General features: G+C 73.1%; 15 protein-coding genes. 2 read left to right on the top strand and 13 right to left on the bottom strand.

Features of this window, described 5'->3' with window-relative positions:
• Positions 1-31: 31 nt before the first annotated feature.
• The 5 genes from QK442_RS18620 to galE all read right to left on the bottom strand — a co-directional run bounded on the left by QK442_RS18620 (position 32) and on the right by galE (position 5,038).
• Positions 32-1,315, bottom strand: coding sequence for a glutamate-5-semialdehyde dehydrogenase (locus QK442_RS18620; RefSeq protein WP_282695090.1), 1,284 nt, complete (start codon positions 1,313-1,315; stop codon positions 32-34).
• Between the two features lie 139 nt (positions 1,316-1,454).
• Positions 1,455-1,961 carry a hypothetical protein gene (locus QK442_RS18615; RefSeq protein ID WP_282695089.1) on the bottom strand — a complete coding sequence of 169 codons (507 nt, stop codon included), beginning with the start codon at positions 1,959-1,961 and terminating at the stop codon, positions 1,455-1,457.
• A 196-nt stretch (positions 1,962-2,157) separates the two neighbouring features.
• Positions 2,158-3,414 carry a glutamate 5-kinase gene (gene proB, locus QK442_RS18610; protein WP_282695088.1) on the bottom strand — a complete coding sequence of 419 codons (1,257 nt, stop codon included), beginning with the start codon at positions 3,412-3,414 and terminating at the stop codon, positions 2,158-2,160.
• Between the two features lie 62 nt (positions 3,415-3,476).
• A complete protein-coding gene (locus QK442_RS18605; protein WP_282695087.1) occupies positions 3,477-3,935 on the bottom strand; it encodes a GtrA family protein in 459 nt (152 codons plus the stop codon).
• Positions 3,936-4,051: 116 nt separating this feature from the next.
• A complete protein-coding gene (galE, locus tag QK442_RS18600) occupies positions 4,052-5,038 on the bottom strand; it encodes a UDP-glucose 4-epimerase GalE (protein ID WP_282695086.1) in 987 nt (328 codons plus the stop codon).
• 210 nt (positions 5,039-5,248) lie between these two features.
• On the opposite strand from galE, the gene QK442_RS18595 reads away from it, so the two are divergent.
• A complete protein-coding gene (locus tag QK442_RS18595) occupies positions 5,249-7,078 on the top strand; it encodes a stealth family protein (protein WP_282695085.1) in 1,830 nt (609 codons plus the stop codon).
• Positions 7,079-7,178: 100 nt separating this feature from the next.
• Here QK442_RS18595 and QK442_RS18590 read toward each other — a convergent pair whose 3' ends face one another.
• The 8 genes from QK442_RS18590 to QK442_RS18555 form a co-directional block, all read right to left on the bottom strand.
• Complete coding sequence (locus tag QK442_RS18590; RefSeq protein WP_282695084.1) at positions 7,179-9,998, bottom strand: stealth conserved region 3 domain-containing protein; 2,820 nt, start codon at positions 9,996-9,998, stop codon at positions 7,179-7,181.
• Positions 9,995-11,023, bottom strand: a complete 1,029-nt coding sequence (locus tag QK442_RS18585) for a hypothetical protein (RefSeq protein ID WP_282695083.1) — start codon at positions 11,021-11,023, stop codon at positions 9,995-9,997. The genes QK442_RS18590 and QK442_RS18585 overlap by 4 nt, the downstream gene beginning before the upstream one ends.
• A 516-nt stretch (positions 11,024-11,539) precedes the next feature.
• Positions 11,540-12,979 (bottom strand): GTPase ObgE, encoded by a 1,440-nt coding sequence (obgE, locus tag QK442_RS18580; RefSeq protein WP_282695082.1) that lies wholly within the window; start codon positions 12,977-12,979, stop codon positions 11,540-11,542.
• 111 nt (positions 12,980-13,090) lie between these two features.
• Entirely contained in the window at positions 13,091-13,345 is a 255-nt protein-coding gene (gene rpmA, locus QK442_RS18575; RefSeq protein ID WP_030494090.1) for a 50S ribosomal protein L27, read from the bottom strand.
• Between the two features lie 14 nt (positions 13,346-13,359).
• A complete protein-coding gene (rplU, locus tag QK442_RS18570) occupies positions 13,360-13,680 on the bottom strand; it encodes a 50S ribosomal protein L21 (protein ID WP_128979761.1) in 321 nt (106 codons plus the stop codon).
• Between the two features lie 262 nt (positions 13,681-13,942).
• Positions 13,943-17,608, bottom strand: coding sequence for an Rne/Rng family ribonuclease (locus tag QK442_RS18565; RefSeq protein WP_282695081.1), 3,666 nt, complete (start codon positions 17,606-17,608; stop codon positions 13,943-13,945).
• 229 nt (positions 17,609-17,837) lie between these two features.
• Positions 17,838-18,653: a TIGR03936 family radical SAM-associated protein gene (locus tag QK442_RS18560; protein WP_282695080.1), complete on the bottom strand. Its 816-nt coding sequence runs from the start codon at positions 18,651-18,653 to the stop codon at positions 17,838-17,840.
• A 255-nt stretch (positions 18,654-18,908) separates the two neighbouring features.
• Entirely contained in the window at positions 18,909-19,463 is a 555-nt protein-coding gene (locus QK442_RS18555) for a hypothetical protein (protein ID WP_282695079.1), read from the bottom strand.
• 277 nt (positions 19,464-19,740) lie between these two features.
• Here QK442_RS18555 and QK442_RS18550 point away from each other — a divergent pair, with 277 nt between their 5' ends.
• Positions 19,741-21,777 (top strand): glycosyltransferase family 4 protein, encoded by a 2,037-nt coding sequence (locus QK442_RS18550; RefSeq protein WP_282695078.1) that lies wholly within the window; start codon positions 19,741-19,743, stop codon positions 21,775-21,777.
• Positions 21,778-21,818 lie beyond the last annotated feature (41 nt).

Genomic DNA, 21,818 nt, shown 5'->3' with positions numbered 1-21,818 from the left:
CCCGTACCGAAAGGAGGGGTGCGAGGTGGTGTTATCGGATGTGACCGTCGCCGGTGACGATGTACTTGGTGGAGGTGAGCTCCGGAAGGCCCATGGGGCCGCGGGCGTGGAGCTTCTGGGTGGAGATGCCGATCTCGGCTCCGAAGCCGAACTGGCCGCCGTCCGTGAAGCGGGTGGAGGCGTTCACGGCGACCGTGGTGGAGTCGACCAGCTGGGTGAAGCGGCGGGCGGCGGCCTGCGAGGTGGTGACGATGGCCTCGGTGTGGCCGGAGGTCCACCTGCGGATGTGCTCGACGGCCTGGTCGAGGGAGTCGACCACGGCGGCGGCGATGTCGTGGGAGAGGTACTCGGTCTCCCAGTCCTCGGGGGTGGCGGGGACGACGGTGGCCTTGGTGCCCTCGGCACGGGCGAGGACCCGCTCGTCGGCGTGGACGGTGACGCCGGCCTCGGCGAGCGCGTCGAGGGCGCGGGGCAGGAAGGCGTCGGCGACGTCCCGGTGGACGAGGAGGGTCTCGGCGGCGTTGCAGACGCTGACCCGCTGGGCCTTGGAGTTGATCAGGATGTCGACGGCCATGTCGAGGTCGGCCTCGGCGTCGACGTAGACGTGGCAGTTGCCGGTGCCGGTCTCGATGACCGGGACGGTGGACTCCTCGACGACCGTCCGGATGAGGGAGGCGCCGCCGCGGGGGATGAGGACGTCGACGAGGCCGCGGGCGCGCATGAGCTCGCGGACGGAGTCGCGGGACTCGCCGGGGACGAGCTGGATCGCGTCGGCGGGCAGCCCCACACCATCGATGGCGTCGCGCAGGACCTCCACCAGGGCGGTGTTGGAGGCGTAGGCGGAGGAGGAGCCGCGGAGCAGGACGGCGTTGCCGGCCTTGAGGCAGAGGGCGGCGGCGTCGACGGTGACGTTGGGGCGGGCCTCGTAGATGATGCCGACGACGCCGAGGGGGACGCGGACCTGGCGGAGGTCGAGGCCGTTGGGGAGGGTGGAGCCGCGGACGACCTCGCCGACCGGGTCGGGCAGGGCGGCGACGTGGCGGACGTCGGCGGCGATGGCGCGGACCCGCTCGGGGGTGAGGGTGAGCCGGTCGATGATCGACTCGCTGGTGCCGGCCTCGCGGGCCTTGGCGATGTCCTCGGCGTTGGCCTCGACGATCTCCGCGGTGCGGGCCTCCAGGGCGTCCGCGATCGCGAGGAGGGCTTCGTCCTTGGCCGAGCGCGGCAGTGGCGCGATCTGCGCGGCGGCGGCGCGGGCTCGGTGGGCGGCCCGGGTGACCGGGGTCAGGTTGTCGAGGGGCGTGAGCGAGGTCATGTCCGCAGGGTACTGGCACGGACGGGCACACCCGGAACGTGCGACGGGCGCATCCCGCAGTGCGAGACGCGCCCGTGTCGCTGTACGGACAGCCGTACGTACGGCCGTACGGACGGCCGTACGGACCCCGGGGATCGGGTCAGTAGGGGTGGACGCCAACCGGGGCGGCGGGCGGCGGGCCGTAGCCCTCCGCGATCCGCTGGTGGTAGGTCTCCCGGTCGATGACCTCCAGGCCGACGATCTCCCAGGGCGGGAGCTTCGCGGTCTGCCGGTGCTCGCCCCACAGGCGCAGGGCGACGGCGGCCGCGTCGTGCAGGTCGCGGGCCTCCTCCCAGTACCGGATCTCGGCGTGGTCGTTGGCGTAGCGGCTGGTCAGCAGGAAGGGGTGGTCGTGGGCCAGCTGTTCGAGCCCGCGGCGCACCTCCTTCAGCGGTGCCTCGACGCCGGACACGCTGAGGGTGACGTGCCACAGCTTGGACAGGGGGCGCTCCCCCGCGCCGCCGTCCCGTGTGCCCGTCTCGGCTGCTGTGCTCTCGCCTCCCGCGGCCCTGTCCCGTGCCGCGTCGAAGTCGGCTCCGGCCCCGACACTCGTCAGGGCGCGTTCGGCCGTCCCGCGGGGCGGTGCCCCTGGGCGCGCTCGTCTCACCGGCGGCCTCCTGTGTGATGCGTGTGGTGCTGTACCCCGCGTTGCTCGTTACCCCCGAGACAAAGTTGACCAGTCCGAGCCGCCGCATGGGGCGGTTTTGGTAAAGGTCCCTTCCGGATGGCAGGAGTTTCAGCCGTTTCGGCGGCGGTTTCGCATGGGCTTCCGCACCGGACGCGGGTCGTCTCTCGGCCGGGGCTCAGCCGAGGACGACGAGGTCGTCGCGGTGGACGACCTCGCGCTCGTACTCGGGGCCGAGCTCCCTGGCGAGTTCGCGCGTGGAGCGGCCCAGCATCCGGGGGAGCTCCTTGGCGTCGAAGTTGACGAGGCCTCGGGCGACGGGGCGGCCGGTGGCGTCGCGGAGTTCGACGGGGTCGCCGGCGACGAAGTCGCCCTCGACGGCGGTGACACCGGCGGCGAGCAGCGACTTCTTGCCCTCGAGCACGGCCCGTACGGCTCCGTCGTCGAGGCCGAGGTGGCCCTGCGGGGTGGAGGCGTGGGCGAGCCAGAGGAGGCGGTCGGCGGAGCGGCGGCCGGTGCGGTGGAAGTAGGTGCCGGTGTCGCGCCCGGCGAGGGCGTCGGCGGCGCGGCTGGCGGAGGTGAGGACGACGGGGATGCCGGCGGCGGCGGCGATCCGGGCGGCCTCGACCTTGGTGACCATGCCGCCGGTGCCGACGCCGGCCTTGCCCGCGGAGCCGATCTCGACGTGGGCGATGTCCTGCGGGCCGCCGACCTCGGCGATCCGGGAGGTGCCGGGCTTGGCGGGGTCGCCGTCGTAGAGGCCGTCGACGTCGGAGAGGAGGACGAGGAGGTCGGCGCGGACGAGGTGGGCGACGAGGGCGGCGAGCCGGTCGTTGTCGCCGAAGCGGATCTCGTCGGTGGCGACGGTGTCGTTCTCGTTGACGACCGGCAGCGCGCCCATGGCGAGGAGCTGGTCGAGGGTGCGGTAGGCGTTGCGGTAGTGGGCGCGGCGGCTGGTGTCGTCGGTGGTGAGCAGCACTTGGCCGACGCGGACGCCGTAGCGCGCGAAGGAGGCGGTGTAGCGGGCGACGAGGAGGCCCTGGCCGACGCTGGCGGCGGCCTGCTGGCGGGCCAGGTCCTTGGGGCGGCGGGTGAGGCCGAGGGGGGCGAGGCCGGCGGCGATGGCGCCGGAGGAGACCAGCACGATCTCCTTCTCGCCGCCGCTGCGGACCTTGGCGAGGACGTCGACGAGGGCGTCGACCCGGTCGGCGTCGAGGCCGCCGGCGGCGGTGGTGAGGGAGGAGGAGCCGACCTTGACGACGATCCGCCGCGCCTCGGTGACGAACGGGCGGGCCACGGCGGGCGAGAGGGCGCTCTGCGGGGTCACGGAGGACGGGGTCACGGAGGACGGGGTCCCGGTCTGCGGGGTCTCGGCGGGCGGGGTCGCGTCCTGTCGGTTCATGTCCTGCTGCACCGTCGCCATCTCCGTCGCCACCTGGGCCGTCCTCGCTCGCTGTTCCGGCGCCGTGCGCTCCCGGCACGGTCGCGAGGGGCAATCTACGCGAGCCGGGACGGCTGCCGCTCCTCCGTTCCGCTCCCCGGACCGCCGTTCTCCCTCCCTGGACCGCCGTCCGGCCCCCCGGGGGCCCTGCTGACGAGGATCCGGCGGGAGATCAGGTAGGTGAAGGGGATGGCGACGACCGCGGCCACGAGTGGCGCGATCCGGTCGTCCATGCCGGCCCAGGTGACGAGCGCGTACAAGCCGACGCTCTGCACGAGGTAGTTGGTGAGGTTGGTGAGGGGGAAGAGGGCGAACTTCTTCCAGGTGGGGCGGGTGCGGTAGGTGAAGTACGTGTTGAGGAAGAAGGAGCCCACCATGCTGAACAGGAAGGCGAGGGTGTACGCGGCGAAGTACGGCATCCAGGGGTGGAGGAGCAGGTAGCAGCCGAAGAAGGTGCCGGTGTTGATCCCGCCCACCACCCCGAAGCGGATGATCTGGCCGAGCTGGTCTCGCATGGGTCCATCGGATCGCCGGGAGATGAACGGCACGTGCCGCGGGAGCGACGTCCGCACGGCGAACAGCCCCCTCGTACGAGACGCACGAGGGGGCCGTGGCACGGTGCGGAAGGGGCTCAGCCGGCGGTGCCGCGGCGGGCGGTCCAGCCCGCCCAGGCGGAGCCGATCATGTCGCGGACGTCGTACCGCGCCTTCCAGCCCAGCTCGGCGGCGATGCGGTCGGCGGAGGCGACGACGCGGGCCGGGTCGCCGGGGCGGCGCGGGGTGACGACCGGCTCGGTGGTGTGCTCGGTGATCTCGTTGATCAGCTTGACCATCTCGGTGACGGAGACGCCCTCGCCGCGGCCGATGTTGACGGTGAGGTCGCGCGGCTCGCCGGCCTCGGCCCACTCGGCGAGCTTGCGGGCGGCGACGAGGTGCGCGTCCGCGAGGTCCTCCACGTGGATGTAGTCGCGGATGCAGGTGCCGTCCGGGGTGGCGTAGTCGTCACCGAAGATCCGGGGGGCCTCGCCGGCGTCGAGCCGCTCGAAGACCATCGGCACCAGGTTGAAGACGCCGGTGTCGGCGAGCTCGGGGGTGGCCGCGCCTGCCACGTTGAAGTAGCGCAGGCAGGCGGTGGCGATGCCGTGCGCCTGGCCCGCCGCGCGGACCAGCCACTCGCCCGCGAGCTTGGTCTCGCCGTACGGGCTGAGCGGGAGGCAGGGGGTCTCCTCGGTGACGAGGTCGACGTCCGGCATGCCGTACACGGCGGCGGAGGAGGAGAAGAGGAAGTTGCGCACGCCGGCCGCGGCGACCGCCTCCAGGAGGACGGTGAGGCCGATGACGTTCTCGCGGTAGTAGTGCAGCGGCAGTTCGACGGACTCGCCGACCTGCTTCTTCGCCGCGAGGTGGACGACGCCGGTGACGGTGTGCTCGGCGAGCGTCCGGTCGAGCAGTTCGCGGTCCAGGGTGGAACCGACCACGAGGGGCACGCCCTCGGGAACCCGGTGGGCGTATCCGGTCGAAAGGTCGTCGAGGACCACGACCCGCTCCCCCGCCGCCGTCATGGCCCGGACCACGTGCGCGCCGATGTAACCGGCACCGCCGGTGATCAGGTACGTCATGCTCTCCCCACATCCCTCTGTCACTGAGCACTGCGGCCACCACGGTACCTGCTGCCCGTGGCCCCGCCGGAGCACCGGCGCACGGGCGCTCATCTCGCCGCCCCAGGGGGCGCGTGAGCACTGCTCGCGCGCCCTGGGAGCGGTCCGCGGAAGCGGCATACTGATACTGCTCACTCTCCGCAGTTGTATGTGTTCGAGGAGTAAAAAGCAGTGCGAAATCCCGAGTCACCCCGGCTGCTGGGGGTCTACCGCCGAGCCGTTCCCGACCGCGTGCGACGGGCCGTCGTCGCGCAGGTGGACGCCGACGTACGCCGCCGCGTGAAGCTGCGCCTCGCGAGCGGGGCGGCCGCCGCCGAGCGCCTCCGCCGGGGCCGGCTGGCCCGGCGGTACGCGGCGCTCACCGCGGAGCCCGACCGCACGGTGATCAGCGTCGGGCGGGAGCCGAGAGTGGCCCTGGTCGCGGAGGGGATCACGCCGCTGCGGGCCCGCCGGGCCAATCTGGAGGCGGTGCTCGGCACGCTCTCCGCGGCCGGCGTGCCGCACTTCTGCGTCCCCGGGAAGTCGGACACCTCCTCCGCGGTGGCCGTCCGCGAGCAGGACCGGGCCGCCGTGCTCGCAGCCCTCGCCGAGGCCTGCGCGCGGGAGCCCGGCTACGCGTCCGCGGTCGGCGGGAACGGTGCGGCGGACCGCGACTCCCAGCCCGGTTTCGCCGCGGGGACCTGGCACCGGCTGCGTACCGCCTCCGTCCTGCGGCTCGTCTGGTACCGCACCGACCCCACCCACCAGCTCAAGCTGGGGGAACCGTACGGCTGCGACGTGGAGTTCTGGCACGAGGAGGACGGCGAGCTGACCGCGCCCCGCCCCGGCCGGATGGCCATCAGCCTGCCCCGCCAAGGCCGGGTGGTCGACGCCCCGGAGTCCTGCTTCACGGACTTCACGGACTTCACGGACTTCACCGATCTCACCGACCGCGCCGGCCCCGTCAGCCCCACCGGCCCCACCGACTTCGCGGCCGTCCTGCCCCGCCCCCGGACCTCCTCCGTCGGCACCCGCCTGGTGCCCGCCCGCGCCGAGACCGCCGTCGTCCGCACCGACCAGGTCACCTTCCCCATCGACGTCGTCTACACCTGGGTGGACGGCTCGGACCCGGAGTGGCTGCGGCGCCGCGCGGAGTACGCCGGCGAGGCGTACCACGCGGAGGCGGCCAACCCGGCCCGCTACCTCAGCCGTGACGAGCTGCGCTACTCGCTTCGCTCCCTGCACCTCTACGCGCCCTGGGTGCGGAACGTCTTCCTGGTCACCGACGACCAGACGCCGGCCTGGCTGGACACCACCGTCCCCGGCCTCCGCGTCGTCTCGCACAAGGAGATCTTCCGCTCCCCCGAGGTGCTGCCGACCTTCAACTCGCACGCCATCGAGTCCCAGCTGCACCACATCGACGGGCTCGCCGAGCACTTCCTCTACCTCAACGACGACGTGATGCTCAGCCGGGAGGTCACCCCGCGGGACTTCTTCCTCGCCAGCGGGCTCACCAAGTTCTTCCCCTCCCCCGCGCTCGTGCCGCTGGGCGAGCCGAGCGTCGACGACCCTCCGGTGGCCGCCGCCGGCAAGAACAACCGCCGGCTGATCGAGGAGCGGTACGGCTCCGTCCTCGTGCAGAAGATGAAGCACATGCCGCACCCGCTGCGGCGCAGCGTGCTGGAGGAGATCGAGACGGAGTTCGCCGTCGAGTACCGCCGCACCGAGCGGAACCGCTTCCGCAGCGTCGACGACATCTCGATCGCCTCCTCGCTCTACCACTACTACGCCTTCCACACCGGCCGCGCGATCCCGTCGACCGATCTGCCGTACGCGTACCTGGACCTGACCCACCCGTGGACGGAGACCCGGCTCGGCCGGCTCCTCGCCCAGCGCGACCGGGCGGTCTTCTGCGTCAACGACACGGTCTCCACGGAGTGCGACGCGGAGGGGCAGAAGGACCTCATCACCCCGTTCCTCGAAGCGTACTTCCCGGTCCCGAGCCCGTACGAGAAGCGCTAGCCGTACGAGAAGCGCTGGCCCGTACGGGCAGCGCTGCCCGTACGCGAAAAAAGGGGGCGCCCAGCGCATGGGCGCCCCCTCACGCGTACGCCGCGTCCCGTCAGCCCTTCTCGTACGGCGAACGCACCGGGAAGTACGCCTCAAGGAAGGCCCGCAGCACCCGGTCCTGCTCGTCCAGAGGCACCTCGGCCTCCGCGGACTCGCCGATGCAGATGACGTCGCGGTGGCGGGCGGCGAGGAGCCGGCTGAGCGCCACGTGGTGCTTGTAGTCGCCGATGTTGGCGTACGCGGCGGAGAGGGAGCCGGGCGATGCCTTGCCCGTGAGGTAGCCGTAGTGGTGGTGGAGCGAGGAGGTGATCGACAGGTCGGTCCGGCCCCGGAAGGGGGTCGCGGCGGTCCGCGCGGTCTCCTCCGGCCAGCGCTCGGCGATCTCCGCGAGGACGCTGCGGCGCAGCGGGTGCGGGGTGTGGAGGAAGCCGTGGGTGGCGGTCCTGCCGAAGGCCTCCTCCAGGAGGGCCTGGTTGTTCTTGGCGGCGACGAAGTAGCCCTCGGTCTCCTCGGTGACCTCGCCGGGCGGGACGGCGGTCGGGGAGCGGAAGAAGAGCGAGTTGCCGTTCGACTGGAAGAACTTGTTCGGGGCGAGCGGGCGGCCGAAGAACACGTCGTCGTTGATGTAGAGGAAGTGCTCCGACAGGCCCTCGACGCGGTGCAGCTGGGACTCGATGGCGTGCGAGTTGAAACTGGGCAGCCAGTCCGGGTCCGCGAACAGCTCGCGGTGGCTCACCACCTCGATGTCCGGGTGGGCGGTGTCCAGCCAGGGCGGCGTCTGGTCGTCGGTGACGAGGAAGATCCGCCGGATCCAGGGGGCGTGCGCGGCGAGCGAGCGCAGCGAGTAGCGCAGTTCGTCGCGGTTGCGGAAGCGTACGTCGCCGGACTGGGCGTCGTCGGTGGCGAGGCCCTGTTCCCGGCGGGCGGCGTCGCGCTTGGTCCGCCAGACGGGGTCGGTGTCGTCCACCCAGGTGTAGACGGCGTCGACGGGGAAGTCGACGTTCCACATGAGCTTCTTGGTGAAGACCTCCAGGGTCGGGTAGTCCCGGCCGGCGACGGAGATCCGGGCGTCCCCGTCGAGGGAGGGCAGGCGAGGGCCGACGGGGGTGGTGCCGCGGGGGGCGGTGTACCAGCCGGTGTCGCCCTCCTCCTCGGTCCAGAACTCGACGCCGCAGCCGTACACCGGCCCGTACCGCAGGGTCCGGCTGTCGTTGACGAGCGGCTTGAAGATCCGTACGCCGGCGACGTCGGGCGCCGCGGTGAGGGTCTCGGCGAGCCGGGCGCCGGGGGCGGCGGTCCGGGGGGCGACGAGCTCGGCGTAGACGGGGCGGCCGTGGAGCTCGGTGCCGAGGGCGCGCAGCGCGCGTTCCCGGTCGGGGTGCCTGACGGCGAGGCGGTGGCTGACGGTCGTGGGGTCGTGGAGGAGGACGTAGGGGACGCCGTGGCGTTCCAGGGCCTGGGCGGTCAGCTCCAGGTTGATCTCGCCCATGCGCCAGGACGGCACGTCGTCGCGGACCTCGGCGAGCCGGCCGGCCGAACGGACCAGGGACTTGGGGTCCTTGGCCTGGAGGATGACCTCGCGGGCCTTCTGCTCGTCGGTGGAGGGCGACAGCCTGCTGATCGGCGCGGAGACGGCGAAGCTGCGGCTGCCGCCGGCCGCGACCCGGTGGGCGGCGCGGTCGGCGCGGGCGGCGGCGCGGGCGACCGGGTCCTCGGCGGCCAGCGCGGTGAACAGCTCGTCCCAGCGGGCGGTGACGACCTCCGGGGAGAAGCGCTCGCGGGCCCCGGCGCGGGCGGCCGCGCCGTAGGCGGCGCGCAGCTCGTCGTCGCCCATCAGGCGGGAGAGGGCCGCGCCGAGCGAGGCGATGTCGTCGGCGGGCACAAGCAGGCCGTCCACTTCGTGGCGGACGATCTGGGACGGCCCGGTGAGGGTGTCGTACGCGACGACGGGGACGCCCGCGGTGAACGCCTCCAGCATCACCAGGCCGAAGGACTCGACCCGGGAGGGCATCAGGCAGAGCGCGGCCGTGGCCCACTCCTCGGCCATCCGGCGGCTGCGGCCCACGAGTTCGATCCGGTCGTGCGCGCCGAGCCCCTCGACGAGCCGGCGCAGGGCGGCCAGCTGGGGGCCGTCGCCGAAGATCCGCAGCCGCCAGCCGGGGTGCTCGTCGGCGACCTCGGCGAAGGCCTGGACGGCGTGGTCGAGCTGCTTCTCCGGGACCAGGCGGCCGGCCACCACGATGGTCTTCGAGCCGAGGTCGGAGCGGGGCCGGTAGCCGTCGGGCATCGCGTTGGGGATGGTGACGAGGCGGGGGGCGGCGCGGCCGAGCGACTCGGCGAACCAGTCGGTGGTCAGTTCGGCGAGGGAGACCAGGGCGTCGAGCCGGGGGGCGTGGGTGAGGAGCGGTTCGCCGGTGGCGCCGCGCAGTTGGGAGACCCGGTGCTCCTGGTGGACGACGGCCACGCGGGCGGGGGCGAGGGTGACGGCGGCGGCCATCAGGGCGGGGGTGGTGGTCACCAGGACGTCCGCGTCGAGCCCGGAGAGGGCGGCGGTCATCTCGATGTCGGAGAGCCGGTCGAAGGCGGGTTCCCAGGAGGCGTCGATCAGTTCGCTGGGCAGCTTGGCGAGGGCCTCGCACTCGCCCGCGGTGAGCGCGGAGGGGCGCACGGGGCGCGGCGAGCGGCCGGTGCGGTCCACCAGGTAGCGGACGGGCACGTCCTTCGCCTCGGGCAGGAAGGGTTCCGCCTCCGTCCTGAACACGCTGAGGATCTCGACCTCGTGACGCGGCGCCAGCTGGATGGCCTGGGTGTAGGCGGCCATCTCGGTGCCGCCCATGGCATCGCCCCAGGTGAGCAGGATGGTGATCTTCATACGCGTCCCTCCGCGCCGTCGGGGGCGCCTTCGATCCCGACGCAGGAGACGGCGAGCGCCCCGGCCGAGGTGATGTAGGCATGCACTCGGAGGAGCGAGCCGTCTTCCAGGGCGATGATCCGGAACGAGGTGCGGATCACCTGGTCGCGCCGGCGCAGGTCGGTGAGCCGGCGGCCGATCTTGAGGCCGGTGCGGCCCTGCTGGAGCTGGATGTCCCAGCGGTGAGCCCGGCGGCCGGAGACCATGCCGGCGAGCGGCAGGTCGAAGGCGAAGGAGTCGCCGTCCCACTCCAGCGGGGCCTGGACGACGGCGCCGCCGCCGCGCCGGACCGCCTGGGCGGTGTACGCGGCGGGCGGGGCCTGCGGGGCGACGATCCGGCCGCGGACCGTGATCCGGTCCCAGCGGAGGGCGAAGGTGTTGAGTTCGGCCTGGTGGGCGGGGGCGCGGACCTTGAGGACGGCGAAGCCGTCGACGGAGCGCATCAGCCGGAAGTGGGCGCCGCAGGCGGGGTCGGGCGAGACGGGGGCGACGGGCCCGTCGGCGGCGGGGAGGGCCGCGGCGGCGACGCCGGTGCGCAGCTCCTGCCCGTCGGTGCGGGTGAGGACGGTGGTGATGCGCCACAGGCCGGCGGAGAGGGCGGGGCCGGGGCGGCCGGGGCCGTACGGTCCGGTGTCACCTGGTTGTTCCGGCGTGTCCGTGAAACGGAGGGCGGTGGTCGCGGTGAGGAGGAGGGTGCCGTCGCCCTGCGGTTCGAGCTCCAGCGGCAGCCTGAGGGTCCGTCCGCCGCGGGTGAGTTCGAGCCGGGCGGAGGCGAGGTCGGCGGAGGGCGGTGCGAGGACGGCGACGTTGAGGGTGCGGCCGCCGAGGACGGAGAGGTGGAGGGGGCGGAGCGCGGGTCGGGGCGGGATCCCCCCGCCGAACGCCGGTGCGGTGTGCAGCCGTTCGACCCGACGGCGCATCCTCACCGCCACCCGCCGGGCTCGTTTCGCGGCACCCACCGCGTAGGGCAGCAAGGCGTCACTCACGACAATCCCGGCTTCCGTTCTGGGGGTTGACAGTCGGCGCCACATAGTGGCAAGGCCCCCCATCGAAGGCAAATCCTTGCCGAAGCGTCCACCGAGTGACACCCCTCACCCTTTCAGGTGAAATCCACGCACCCGTTCTCGACGCCACCAGGCCGTCACGGCCCGGCTCCCTCCTCTCCGCCCACCGGCCGACCCACACGAGCCCCCGTGAATCTCACCCGATTGTGGGACGGGCCCCGGCACGCCGGAACCCCCGACGGCCAAAGCCGCCGGGGGTTCCGCATCCCAGGTCCCAGACCCCGCGCCCCGCTAGAACGGGTTGAACTCGTCGTACTCCCGCTCCGCCTCGTCGTGCTCCGCCTGCTTGTCGCGGCGGCGCTGGGCGGCCGGGCGGGGGGCGTCGAAGCGGTGGGCAGACCCCCACACCGCCCCCTCGCACCGCTCGGTCCCAGGGGGCCTCACCGGCTTCGGGCGGCTGCGCCGGACTCCGTCCGCCGACCGGGGGCGAAGGCGCCGTCAGAACGGGTTGAACTCGTCGTACTCCCGCTCCGCCTCGTCGTGCTCCGCCTGCTTGTCGCGGCGGCGCTGGGCGGCCGGGCGGGGGGCGTCGAAGCGGTGGTCCTCGCCTCGGCGGCCGAGCATCTCGGCGCCGGCCATGACGGTGGGCTCCCAGTCGAAGACGACCGCGTTCTCGTCGGGGCCGATGGCGACGCCGTCGCCGGCGCGGGCGCCCGCCTTCATCAGTTCGTCCTCGACGCCGAGGCGGTTGAGGCGGTCGGCGAGGTAGCCGACGGCCTCGTCGTTGTTGAAGTCGGTCTGGCGGACCCAGCGCTCCGGCTTCTCGCCGCGCACCCGGTAGACGTCCTCGTGCTCGTCGTACGTGACGGTGAAGCCGGCGTCGTCGACGGCCTTCGGGCGGATGACGATACGGGTCGCCTCCTCCTTCGGCTTCGCGGCGCGGGCCTTCGCGACGATGTCGGCGAGGGCGAAGGAGAGCTCCTTGAGGCCGGTGCGGGCGACCGCGGAGACCTCGAAGACGCGGTAGCCGCGCTCCTCCAGATCCGGGCGGATCATGTCCGCGAGGTCCTGGCCGTCCGGGATGTCGATCTTGTTGAGGACGACGATGCGCGGGCGGTCGTCGAGGCCGCCGTACTGCTTCAGCTCCTCCTCGATGACGTCGAGGTCGGTCACCGGGTCGCGGTCGGACTCCAGCGTCGCCGTGTCCAGGACGTGGACGAGGACCGAGCAGCGCTCGACGTGGCGCAGGAACTCCAGGCCGAGGCCGCGGCCCTGGCTGGCGCCGGGGATGAGGCCGGGGACGTCGGCGATGGTGTAGACGGTCGAGCCGGCCGTGACCACGCCGAGGTTCGGGACCAGCGTCGTGAAGGGGTAGTCCGCGATCTTCGGCTTGGCGGCCGAGAGGACGGAGATCAGCGAGGACTTGCCGGCGCTGGGGTAGCCGACGAGCGCCACGTCGGCGACGGTCTTCAGCTCCAGGACGATGTCCTGGAGGTCGCCGGGCTCGCCGAGCAGCGCGAAGCCGGGGGCCTTGCGGCGGGCGGAGGCCAGCGCCGCGTTGCCGAGGCCGCCGCGGCCGCCCTGGGCGGCGACGTACGTGGTGCCCTGGCCGACCAGGTCGGCGAGCACGTTCCCCTTCTTGTCGAGGACGACGGTGCCGTCGGGCACGGTCAGGACGAGGTCCTGGCCGTCCTTGCCTGCGCGGTTGCCGCCCTCGCCGGGCTTGCCGTTGGTGGCCTTGCGGTGCGGCGAGTGGTGGTATTCGAGCAGGGTGGTCACGGACTGGTCGACGGTCAGGATGACGTCGCCGCCCCTGCCGCCGTTGCCGCCGTCGGGGCCGCCGAGCGGCTTGAACTTCTCGCGATGGACGGAGGCGCAGCCGTGGCCCCCGTTACCCGCGGCGACGTGCAGCTCGACGCGGTCCACGAAGGTGGTCATGGTTCTGTGCCTCCAGCAGTCAGCTTGGTACGGATTGTCTATCTAGTAACACGCGAAAGGCGGACCCGCTTCCCTGCCGGGAAGTGAGGTCCGCCTCCGCAAAGCGTCCGATCAGGCGACCGGGACGATGTTCACGACCTTGCGGCCACGGAAGGTGCCGAACTGCACCGAACCGGCCTGCAGGGCGAACAGCGTGTCGTCGCCACCGCGACCGACACCCGAGCCCGGGTGGAAGTGGGTGCCGCGCTGGCGGACCAGGATCTCACCCGCGTTGACGACCTGACCGCCGAAGCGCTTCACGCCGAGCCGCTGGGCGTTGGAATCGCGACCGTTCCGGGTGGACGATGCGCCCTTCTTGTGTGCCATTGCTCAGTCCCTCTTTACTTCGCGGCCGTCGGGATGGACGTGACCTTGATCGCCGTGTACTGCTGACGGTGACCCTGGCGACGGCGGTAGCCGGTCTTGTTCTTGTAGCGCAGGATGTCGATCTTGGCGCCCTTGGTGTGGTCCACGACCTCGGCCTGGACCTTGATGCCCGCCAGGACCCACGGGTCGCTGGTCACGGCGTCGCCGTCGACGACGAGCAGGGTCGAGAGCTCGACCGTGTCGCCGATCTTGGCGGTGGAAATCTTGTCAACCTCAACGATGTCGCCGACAGCAACCTTGTGCTGGCGACCACCGCTGCGCACGATGGCGTACACGCGGATCTCTCTCTCACTCGGTAACGGGACCTCTGACGCCAGCCGCCCACGCGCGGGGCCCGGGGGCCCGCGGCGATCCGGATCGGACGAGCGGCCTCTCCCGGCGAGCGGGAGGGGGGTGCTCAGAGGCGCGGCGCGTCGCAGACACGCCGACGGTCTAGGTTACGGGCGGCTGCCACAGAGGGTCAAATTCGCCCGTGCGGGTGCGGACCGCCCCGGCGAGGCCCCTCGGAAGGGGTTTCGCCGGGGCGGTCCCGCCGGCTCAGTCCTGGGCCGGGGCGGCGGTCTTCTCGGCCGCCTTCTTGGCCGTGGCCTTCTTGGCGGTCGTCTTCTTCGCCGCCGTCTTCTTGGCCGCCGTCTTCTTGGTGGCGGCCTTCTTGGCGGTGGCCTTCTTCGCCGTCTTCCGGGCGGCCTTCTTGGCCGCCGGGGCGGCCTCGGTCTCCTCGGCGGGCTCCGCCACGGCCTCGGGCTCCGTGACCGGGGCGGCCGTGACCACCACGATCTCGGCGGCCTCGGCACCGGCGGGGGCACCGGCCGGGGCGGTGGCCTTGCGGACCACCCGGCGGCGGGCACGCGGCGCGGCGGCCACGGGGGCCTCCTCGACGGCGGGCTCGACGACCGGCTCGGGCGCGGCCTCCACGACCGGCTCCGGCTCCGGCACCGGTACGACCTCCGGCTCCGCGACCGCGACGACAGGCTCGGCGGCCTCGGCTGCGGCCTCGCCGGTCGAGACGACCGGCGAGGTCGCCCGGCGGGTGGCACGGCGGCGGGTACGCGGCGCGGGGGCCGCGGGGGCCTCCACGACGACCGGCTCGGCCACCGGCTCGGGCGCGGCCTCCACGACCGGCTCCGGCGCCGGTACGGGCTCCGGCTCCGCGATCGGCGTCGGGGTCACCGGGGCGGTCATCTTGCGGGTGACGCGACGGCGGCCACGGCCACGGGTCGCGGCGGCCTCGGCCTCGGCGACGCTGCCGTACAGCTCCTCGTCCGGGGCGATCGGCACCGGCACGGCCACCGGGGCGGCCAGCTCGGCCGCGACCTCGGCCTCGGTCTCGACCTCGGCATCCGCCGGGGCCTCGGCCTCGTGCGTCTCGTGGACGTGGTCGTGCGCCTCGCCGCCGCGGCCGCGCTTCTTCGCGCGCTTGCCGCCACCGCCGCCGCCGTGGGTGGCCGGCTGCTCCATGTGGACGATGACACCGCGGCCGTTGCAGTGGACGCAGGTCTCGGAGAAGGACTCCAGGAGGCCCTGGCCGACCCGCTTGCGGGTCATCTGCACCAGGCCGAGCGAGGTGACCTCGGCCACCTGGTGCTTGGTCCGGTCGCGGCCCAGGCACTCCAGGAGGCGGCGGAGCACCAGGTCGCGGTTGGACTCCAGGACCATGTCGATGAAGTCGATGACGACGATGCCGCCGAGGTCGCGCAGCCGCAGCTGGCGCACGATCTCCTCGGCCGCCTCCAGGTTGTTCCTGGTGACGGTCTCCTCCAGGTTGCCGCCCTGGCCGGTGAACTTGCCGGTGTTGACGTCGACGACGATCATCGCCTCGGTCTTGTCGATCACCAGCGAACCGCCGGACGGCAGCCAGACCTTCCGGTCGAGCGCCTTCATCAGCTGCTCGTCGATCCGGTAGGTGGCGAAGACGTCGACCTCGCTGGTCCACCGCTGGAGGCGGTCGGCCAGGTCGGGCGCGACGTGCGAGACGTAGCCGTGGATGGTCTCCCAGGCGTCGTCACCGCTCACGATGACCTTGGAGAAGTCCTCGTTGAAGATGTCGCGGACGACCCGGACGGTCATGTCCGGCTCGCCGTACAGCAGGCTCGGCGCGGACGTCGAGATCTGGTTGGCCTTCTTCTGGATGTCGGCCCACTGCGCCTGGAGGCGCTCGACGTCGCGGCGCAGCTCGTCCTCGCTCGCGCCCTCGGCGGCGGTGCGCACGATGACGCCCGCGTCCTCGGGGACGATCTTCTTGAGGATGGTCTTCAGGCGGGCGCGCTCGGTGTCCGGGAGCTTGCGGCTGATGCCGGTCATCGAGCCCTCGGGGACGTACACGAGGTAGCGGCCGGGGAGGGAGACCTGGCTGGTGAGGCGGGCGCCCTTGTGACCGATCGGGTCCTTGGTGACCTGCACCAGGACGGACTGGCCGGACTTGAGGGCGGACTCGATGCGGCGCGGGCCGTTGCCCATGCCGAGCGCCTCGAAGTTGACCTCGCCGGCGTACAGGACGGCGTTGCGGCCCTTGCCGATGTCGACGAAGGCGGCCTCCATCGACGGCAGCACGTTCTGGACCTTGCCCAGGTAGACGTTGCCGACGTACGAGGTGGCCTGCTCCTTGTTGACGTAGTGCTCGACGAGCACGTTGTCTTCCAGGACGCCGATCTGGGTGCGCTCGCCGTTCTGGCGGACGACCATGACGCGCTCGACGGCCTCACGGCGGGCGAGGAACTCGGCCTCGGTGATGATCGGGACGCGGCGGCGGCCCTGCTCGCGGCCCTCGCGGCGGCGCTGCTTCTTGGCCTCCAGGCGGGTGGAGCCCTTGATGGACTGCACCTCGTCGCTCGGCTCGGGCTTCGGGCGCGGCTCGCGGACCTTGACGACCGTGCGGACGCCGTCCTCGTCGGTGGTCTCGCTCTCGGCGGCGTCACCGCTGCGGCGGCGGCGACGGCGCCGGCGGCGGGAGCTGCTGGAGCCTGCGAGACCGGACTCGTCCGTCTCCTCCTCGGCCTCCTCGGCCTCTTCCGCTTCCTCGTCCTCGTCGGTCTCGGCCCGGAAGCCCTCGGTCTCCTCGGACTCCTCCGCCTCGACCGACTCGCCGCGACGGCGGCGACGGCCACCGCGGCGGCGGCGACGGGACGGGCGGTCCTCGTACTCCTCCGCCTCCTCGGCCTCGGCCTCCGTCTCCTCGACCTCGTCGGCGACGTGCTCGACCTCGGGCTCGTCGGCGACGGTGGCCGGGACGGGCTCGACGGCGACGGGCTCGCCGCGGCGGCGCCGGCGACGGCGCGAACCGGTCTCGGCGCGCTCGGGCGTCTCCACGGCCTCGGCCGTCTCGACGACGGTCTCCTCCGTCTCCTCCTCCTCGGCCTCGGCGGCGACCGCGGCGGCGAAGGCGGCGGTCTCCGGCGTCTGGAACATGGGCTCGGCGAAGACCGGGGCCTGGAAGACGGCGACGGCGGGGCGCTCGACGCGGCGGCGGCGCGGGGCCTCCTCGGCGGCGGGCGGCTCGGTGAACTGCGGGGTGCTGACGGCGCGGCGGCGGCCGCGGCCACGGGTGGCGGCGGTCTCGGCGGCGGCGACCTCGGCGCCGTGGGAGGCGATCTCCTCGATGGTGTCCTCGGGCAGCGCCTCGCCGGAGGTCGGGGCGGCGAGCTCGGCCGCCACGTCCGGGGTGACCTCGGGGGCGGCGGCCCGGCGGGTCGCACGACGGCGGGTACGGGCCGCCGGGGCAGCCTCCGGCTCGGCGGCCGGAGTCTCGGCGGCCGGGGCAGCCTCGGTGACGGCCTCGGCGGGCTCCTCGACCGGGGCCGGGGAGGTGACCGGGGCGCTGACGCGGCGGGTGGCCCGACGACGCGGACGCGCCGGGGCGGCCTCCGGCTCGGCGGCCGGGGCCTCGGCGGCCGGCTCGGTCTCGGTGACGGCCTCGGCGGGCTCCTCGACCGGGGCCGGGGAGGCCACGGGCGCGGTCGCCTTACGGGTCGCACGACGGCGGGTACGCGCCGGCGCGGCCTCCGCCTCGGCGGCCTTCACGGCCTCGGGCTCCGCGGCGGCCGGGGCGGCCTCGATGATCTCCGCGGCCTCGGTGGCCTCGGCGGTCTCGCCGGTGGCCGTCACCGGCGGGCCGGCGGGCCGGGAAGCGGCGCGGCGCCTGCGGCGCGGCGGCAGCTTGTCACCGGGGGCGTTGTCGTTGTTGTTCTCGATGGTCTCGTCGAGCATGCGGGGTTCTCCCGTCACGCTCCCGGGCGCCGCGTCGGGTTCCGGTGGCGGCACGGACGCGCGTCGTGCGCGGTGCCGCCGTCCGGGGCGCGGGCGCCGCACGGGAGCTGAATGTCTGGCTCGCCGGTTCCGTACGCCCGATGCGTACGGCCTGGCGAAAGTCTCCTGTGTCAGTGCGCGGCCCGACCCAGGTGGCTCCCGAGTGCCAGGGCTGCGCTCGACGGCGTCCCTACGCGGGGCCTGCCTCCGGCGCCGTCGCCGGGGCGGTCGCGGCGGCCGTGGGTGGAGCGGCCGTGACTGCCTCGCGGTCGGGCGCGAGCGGGTCGGTCACCGTGCCGGACTCCTCGTCGAAGAGCCCCTGCGCCAGCCTGGTCACCGCTGCGGGGACCGGCGGCGCCAGGTCGGCCACAGCTCGGAGACCGGACAGAACGTCGTCGGGTCGCACGGCAGGTGTCACGTGCCGAACAACCAGCCGCAGTATCGCACAGGCATCCCCGGCGGTCCTATCACCCTGAGGATCGCCCTGGGGATCACCCTCGGGGTCGCCCTGGGGTCGGTCCGCCACGAGGTCGACGACGGCGGCGCGGGTGTCGAAGGTGCGGATGCCGCTCTTGGTCTTGCGCTGGACCTCCACGGTCTCGGCCGCGAGGAAGGTCTCGACGGCCTTGCGGGCCTCGTCGACGGAGACGCCGTCGAGCCGGAGCTCCCACACGGAGGCGGTGAGCCGGTCGGCGAGGCCTGAGGTGCGGGCCTCCACGGCGTCGGTGATGTCGAGTCCGGCCGGAAGCGACTCGTCGAGCAGGACCCGCAGGGTCTCGGGGTCGCGGCGCTCGGTGAGGGCGATCTCCAGGAACTCGGCCTCGGAGCCCGTACCCGTGGGGGCGGCGTTGGCGTACGACACCTTGGGGTGCGGGGTGAAGCCGGCCGAGTACGCCATGGGCACCTCGGCGCGGCGCAGGGCGCGCTCGAAGGCGCGCTGGAAGTCACGGTGGCTGGTGAACCGGAGGCGGCCTCGCTTGGTGTAGCGCAGTCGGATGCGCTGCACCGCGGGTGCGGGCGGCGGGCCTTCGGGCTGTCGCTTGCCCAGTGGTTCTTCTCCTCGGTGCGGGGCGGGCGCGGGTGGCGCTCCGCCCGGAAGCTCTTGGGGCGTCCCGTGGGCTCCTGCCCGGATCACCCCCGCCGGGGGCGGGGAGATCTCGGGGGCGGGCGCCGCGCCGGGGACGTTCGTTGTACTACCCAGAGTACGCGCCCGGGCCACCTCGGGTTCCCCGGCGGGCCGCCCGCACCCCACCCGGGCAGGTCAGCGGGGACCGCCGAAGAGCGCGGCCCGCACCTCACGGGCGGCGGCGCGCACGGCACGCCCGGCGGCGGCGAGGGGCTCCCACACCCAGGCGCGCAGCCAGTGGCCGACGGGGGTGAGGACCACCCGGTACGCCCAGACGAGAGGGCGGCCGATCGTGTGCCACAGCACCCGGCGGACCATCCGGCCGACGGCCCGCGAGACCTGCCCGGCGATCCGCCAGGCCCAGGCGAGGGCCGCGCCGACGAAGCGGCGGACGGGGCCGAGCACGTACCGCCAGAGCCAGGTGAGCGGGGTGACGAGGAGCAGGTCGACGGCCCACCAGAGGGCTTTGCCGACGGGGAGGAGCAGCCATTCCCACAGCCATCGCAAGGGGACGAGGAGGAGGTGGTGGAGCAGCCATCCCAACGCGCGGCCGACCGGGGCGAGGATCCAGCGCCAGAGCTGCCGGAGGCAGAAAGCGAGGGCCTCCCAGACCAGCCGGACGGGCAGGACCACGACGAGGGCGACGGCGCGCGCCGCCCCCGTCAGACAGCCCGGGTTTTCCGTGTTCATGCCCAGGACGACGCGCCGGGGCCGTGGAGGGTTTCCGCTTCCCCCGGAGGGTTTCCGCTTCACTCCGTCAGAACCCGACAGAAAGCCGGGCGAAAGCCGGACGTCATCCGGCGTCCACCGCCCCGAAGCCGTCCGGAACCGACCCGAGCGGACGCATCCGCCCCGCTTCCGGGCCACGGACCCGTAACCTAAGGTGCGTCACCTCGTGCTCGACGCACGTCACGCACGCCCCCGGCCACCCGGGGGTCCCCCATTTCCGCAGACATCGAGGCTCGGCGTGAAAATATCCTTCATCCTGGTAGACCGCTGCCACATCGGCGGTGTTGTCAGCGCGATCCACAACCTGGCCGGCGCGCTCGCGGACAACCACGAGGTCGAGCTGGTAGCGCTCCGCCGCAGCCTCGACCAGCCGTTCTTCCCGCTCGACCCGCGGGTGAAGACGGTCGCCCTGACCGACAGGCGGAAGCACTCGCACACCTCCGACCTCGACGACCCGTTGAACGAGGTCTTCCCGCACATCTACCCGAACGAGCCGACGGACAAGAAGCCGTGGATCAGCCGCCTCGCGGAGAAGCGGCTGATGGAGTACCTGGCGACGACCGACGCCGACGTGGTGGTCAGCACCAACCCCAAGATCACGATCATGCTGGCGTACGCCGAGGGCGACTATCTCAAGCTCGCGACGGAGCACTCGCGCCCCGCGCAGTACGGACCGCACATCCGTGACGCCCTCTTCCGGGACGCGTACCCGAAGATGGACGCGATCACCGCGCCGACGCCGGACGAGCTGGAGACCATCGCCCGCCACGTCCCCGGCGTGAGCCACATGCTCGCCCCGCTGCCCAACTGCATCCCGGCCCACGAGGGCCAGATGTCCACGGGCGAGAACAAGATCGTCGTCGCCGCCGGTCTGCTCAAGCCGCACAAGGGCTTCGCCGATCTCATCGAGGCCTTCTCCACCGTGGCACCGCGCCACCCGGACTGGAGCCTGCGGATCTACGGCTCCGGCCCCGAGCGCGCCAACCTGCGCAGGAAGATCAACGAGACCGGCAGCAACAACCAGGTCTTCCTGATGGGCCCGGCCACCCCGGTCACCCCGGAGTTCGCCAAGGCGTCCATCTTCGTGCTGCCCTCCCGCCTGGAGGCGTTCGGCAACGTCACCGTCGAGGCGATGGCGGCCGGCCTCCCGGCGATCTGTTACGACGCCCCGCACGGCCCCCGCAACATCATCACGCAGGGCGAGGACGGCTACGTCGTCCCCGTCGGCGACAAGGAAGCGCTCGCCGAGCACATCGAGAAGCTGATCTCCGACGACGACCTGCGCCGGAAGATGGCCGCGGCCGCCGTGGCCAACGTGGTCCGCTTCCAGGAGGCCGCCACCGCCGAGCGCTTCGAGAAGATCGTCGAGGACATGCGCGCCCGCCGGGCCGTCCCGCGCGAGGCCACCGCCGTGGTCACCCCACAGGGCGACGTCCGGGTCCGCGTCGACGGCCTGGCCGCCGGCAGCGACGCCGAGCTGGTCTGCAAGGACACCCGCAAGAAGGCCGAGGACGTCGTCCTGCCCTTCGTCGGCGGCGAGGTGCTGGTCCCCACGCTCGGCAAGCTCGTCGAGGGCGACTGGCAGCTCACCATCCGCGCCGCCGGCGCCGAGCTGCCGCTGCGCTCGGCCGGCTGCGACACCCTGCACATCCTGTCGCTGAAGCACCCGCGCACCGAGGGCCCCGCCCTGTCGCTGCTGCTGCCGTACGCGCACACGGACGGCACCCTGCGCGTCCAGAGCCGCGTGCGCGCCCAGCACGTCGAGGTCGCGGCCATCGAGGCCGGCGCCACCTCGATCGTCGTGGACGCCGCTGCCTGGGGCGTCGAGCTCGGCACCGGCAGCGTCGTCGAGGCCGTCCACCGCAAGGAGACCGACAAGAACTTCACCTTCCCGGCGAAGCCCGGCGCCGACGGCCGCTTCACGGCGACCCTGGACAACGCCGCCGCGGCCCGCCTCCATGAAAGCGGTACCGAGGACGTCTGGGACCTGTGGCTGCTGCCCGACCAGAAGTCCGCGCGGATCCGCATCTGCAAGCTCGCCACGGACGTGCTCGTCCCGATGGACGTCTTCGCCTACCCGTACCCGGTCGTGAAGTCCTCCGGCGCGCCGGCCGCGGCCGCGGAGACCAAGCCGAAGACCGGCGGCTGGCGCGGCCGCCTCGGCGGCGCCGCCTCCACGGTCGTGTCCACCGCCACCGGCGGCGCGAACCACGAGCTGCGCCCGTACTTCGCCAGCAACGGCCAGCTGTCGCTGAAGATCATCGACAAAAAGTAGCGCGGAACGGCGAAAGGGCCCCGGCCCGCAGGGAGACCTCT

Origin of the sequence: Streptomyces sp. CC208A (genome assembly GCF_030010625.1) — a bacterium.
Taxonomy (GTDB): Bacteria; Actinomycetota; Actinomycetes; order Streptomycetales; family Streptomycetaceae; genus Streptomyces.
Note: the sequence above shows the minus strand (reverse complement) of the source record. Positions and strands in the feature narration are given on the sequence as shown.

What these genes read in the sequence shown, in the direction of transcription:
- QK442_RS18620 (WP_282695090.1), bottom strand. Translation starts at nt 1,315, where the DNA reads ATGACCTCGCTCACGCCCCTCGACAACCTGACCCCGGTCACCCGGGCC.
- QK442_RS18605 (WP_282695087.1), bottom strand. Translation starts at nt 3,935, where the DNA reads ATGCGAGACCAGCTCGGCCAGATCATCCGCTTCGGGGTGGTGGGCGGG.
- galE (WP_282695086.1), bottom strand. Translation starts at nt 5,038, where the DNA reads ATGACGTACCTGATCACCGGCGGTGCCGGTTACATCGGCGCGCACGTG.
- QK442_RS18590 (WP_282695084.1), bottom strand. Translation starts at nt 9,998, where the DNA reads ATGAAGATCACCATCCTGCTCACCTGGGGCGATGCCATGGGCGGCACC.
- obgE (WP_282695082.1), bottom strand. Translation starts at nt 12,979, where the DNA reads ATGACCACCTTCGTGGACCGCGTCGAGCTGCACGTCGCCGCGGGTAAC.
- rpmA (WP_030494090.1), bottom strand. Translation starts at nt 13,345, where the DNA reads ATGGCACACAAGAAGGGCGCATCGTCCACCCGGAACGGTCGCGATTCC.
- QK442_RS18565 (WP_282695081.1), bottom strand. Translation starts at nt 17,608, where the DNA reads ATGCTCGACGAGACCATCGAGAACAACAACGACAACGCCCCCGGTGAC.
- QK442_RS18555 (WP_282695079.1), bottom strand. Translation starts at nt 19,463, where the DNA reads ATGAACACGGAAAACCCGGGCTGTCTGACGGGGGCGGCGCGCGCCGTC.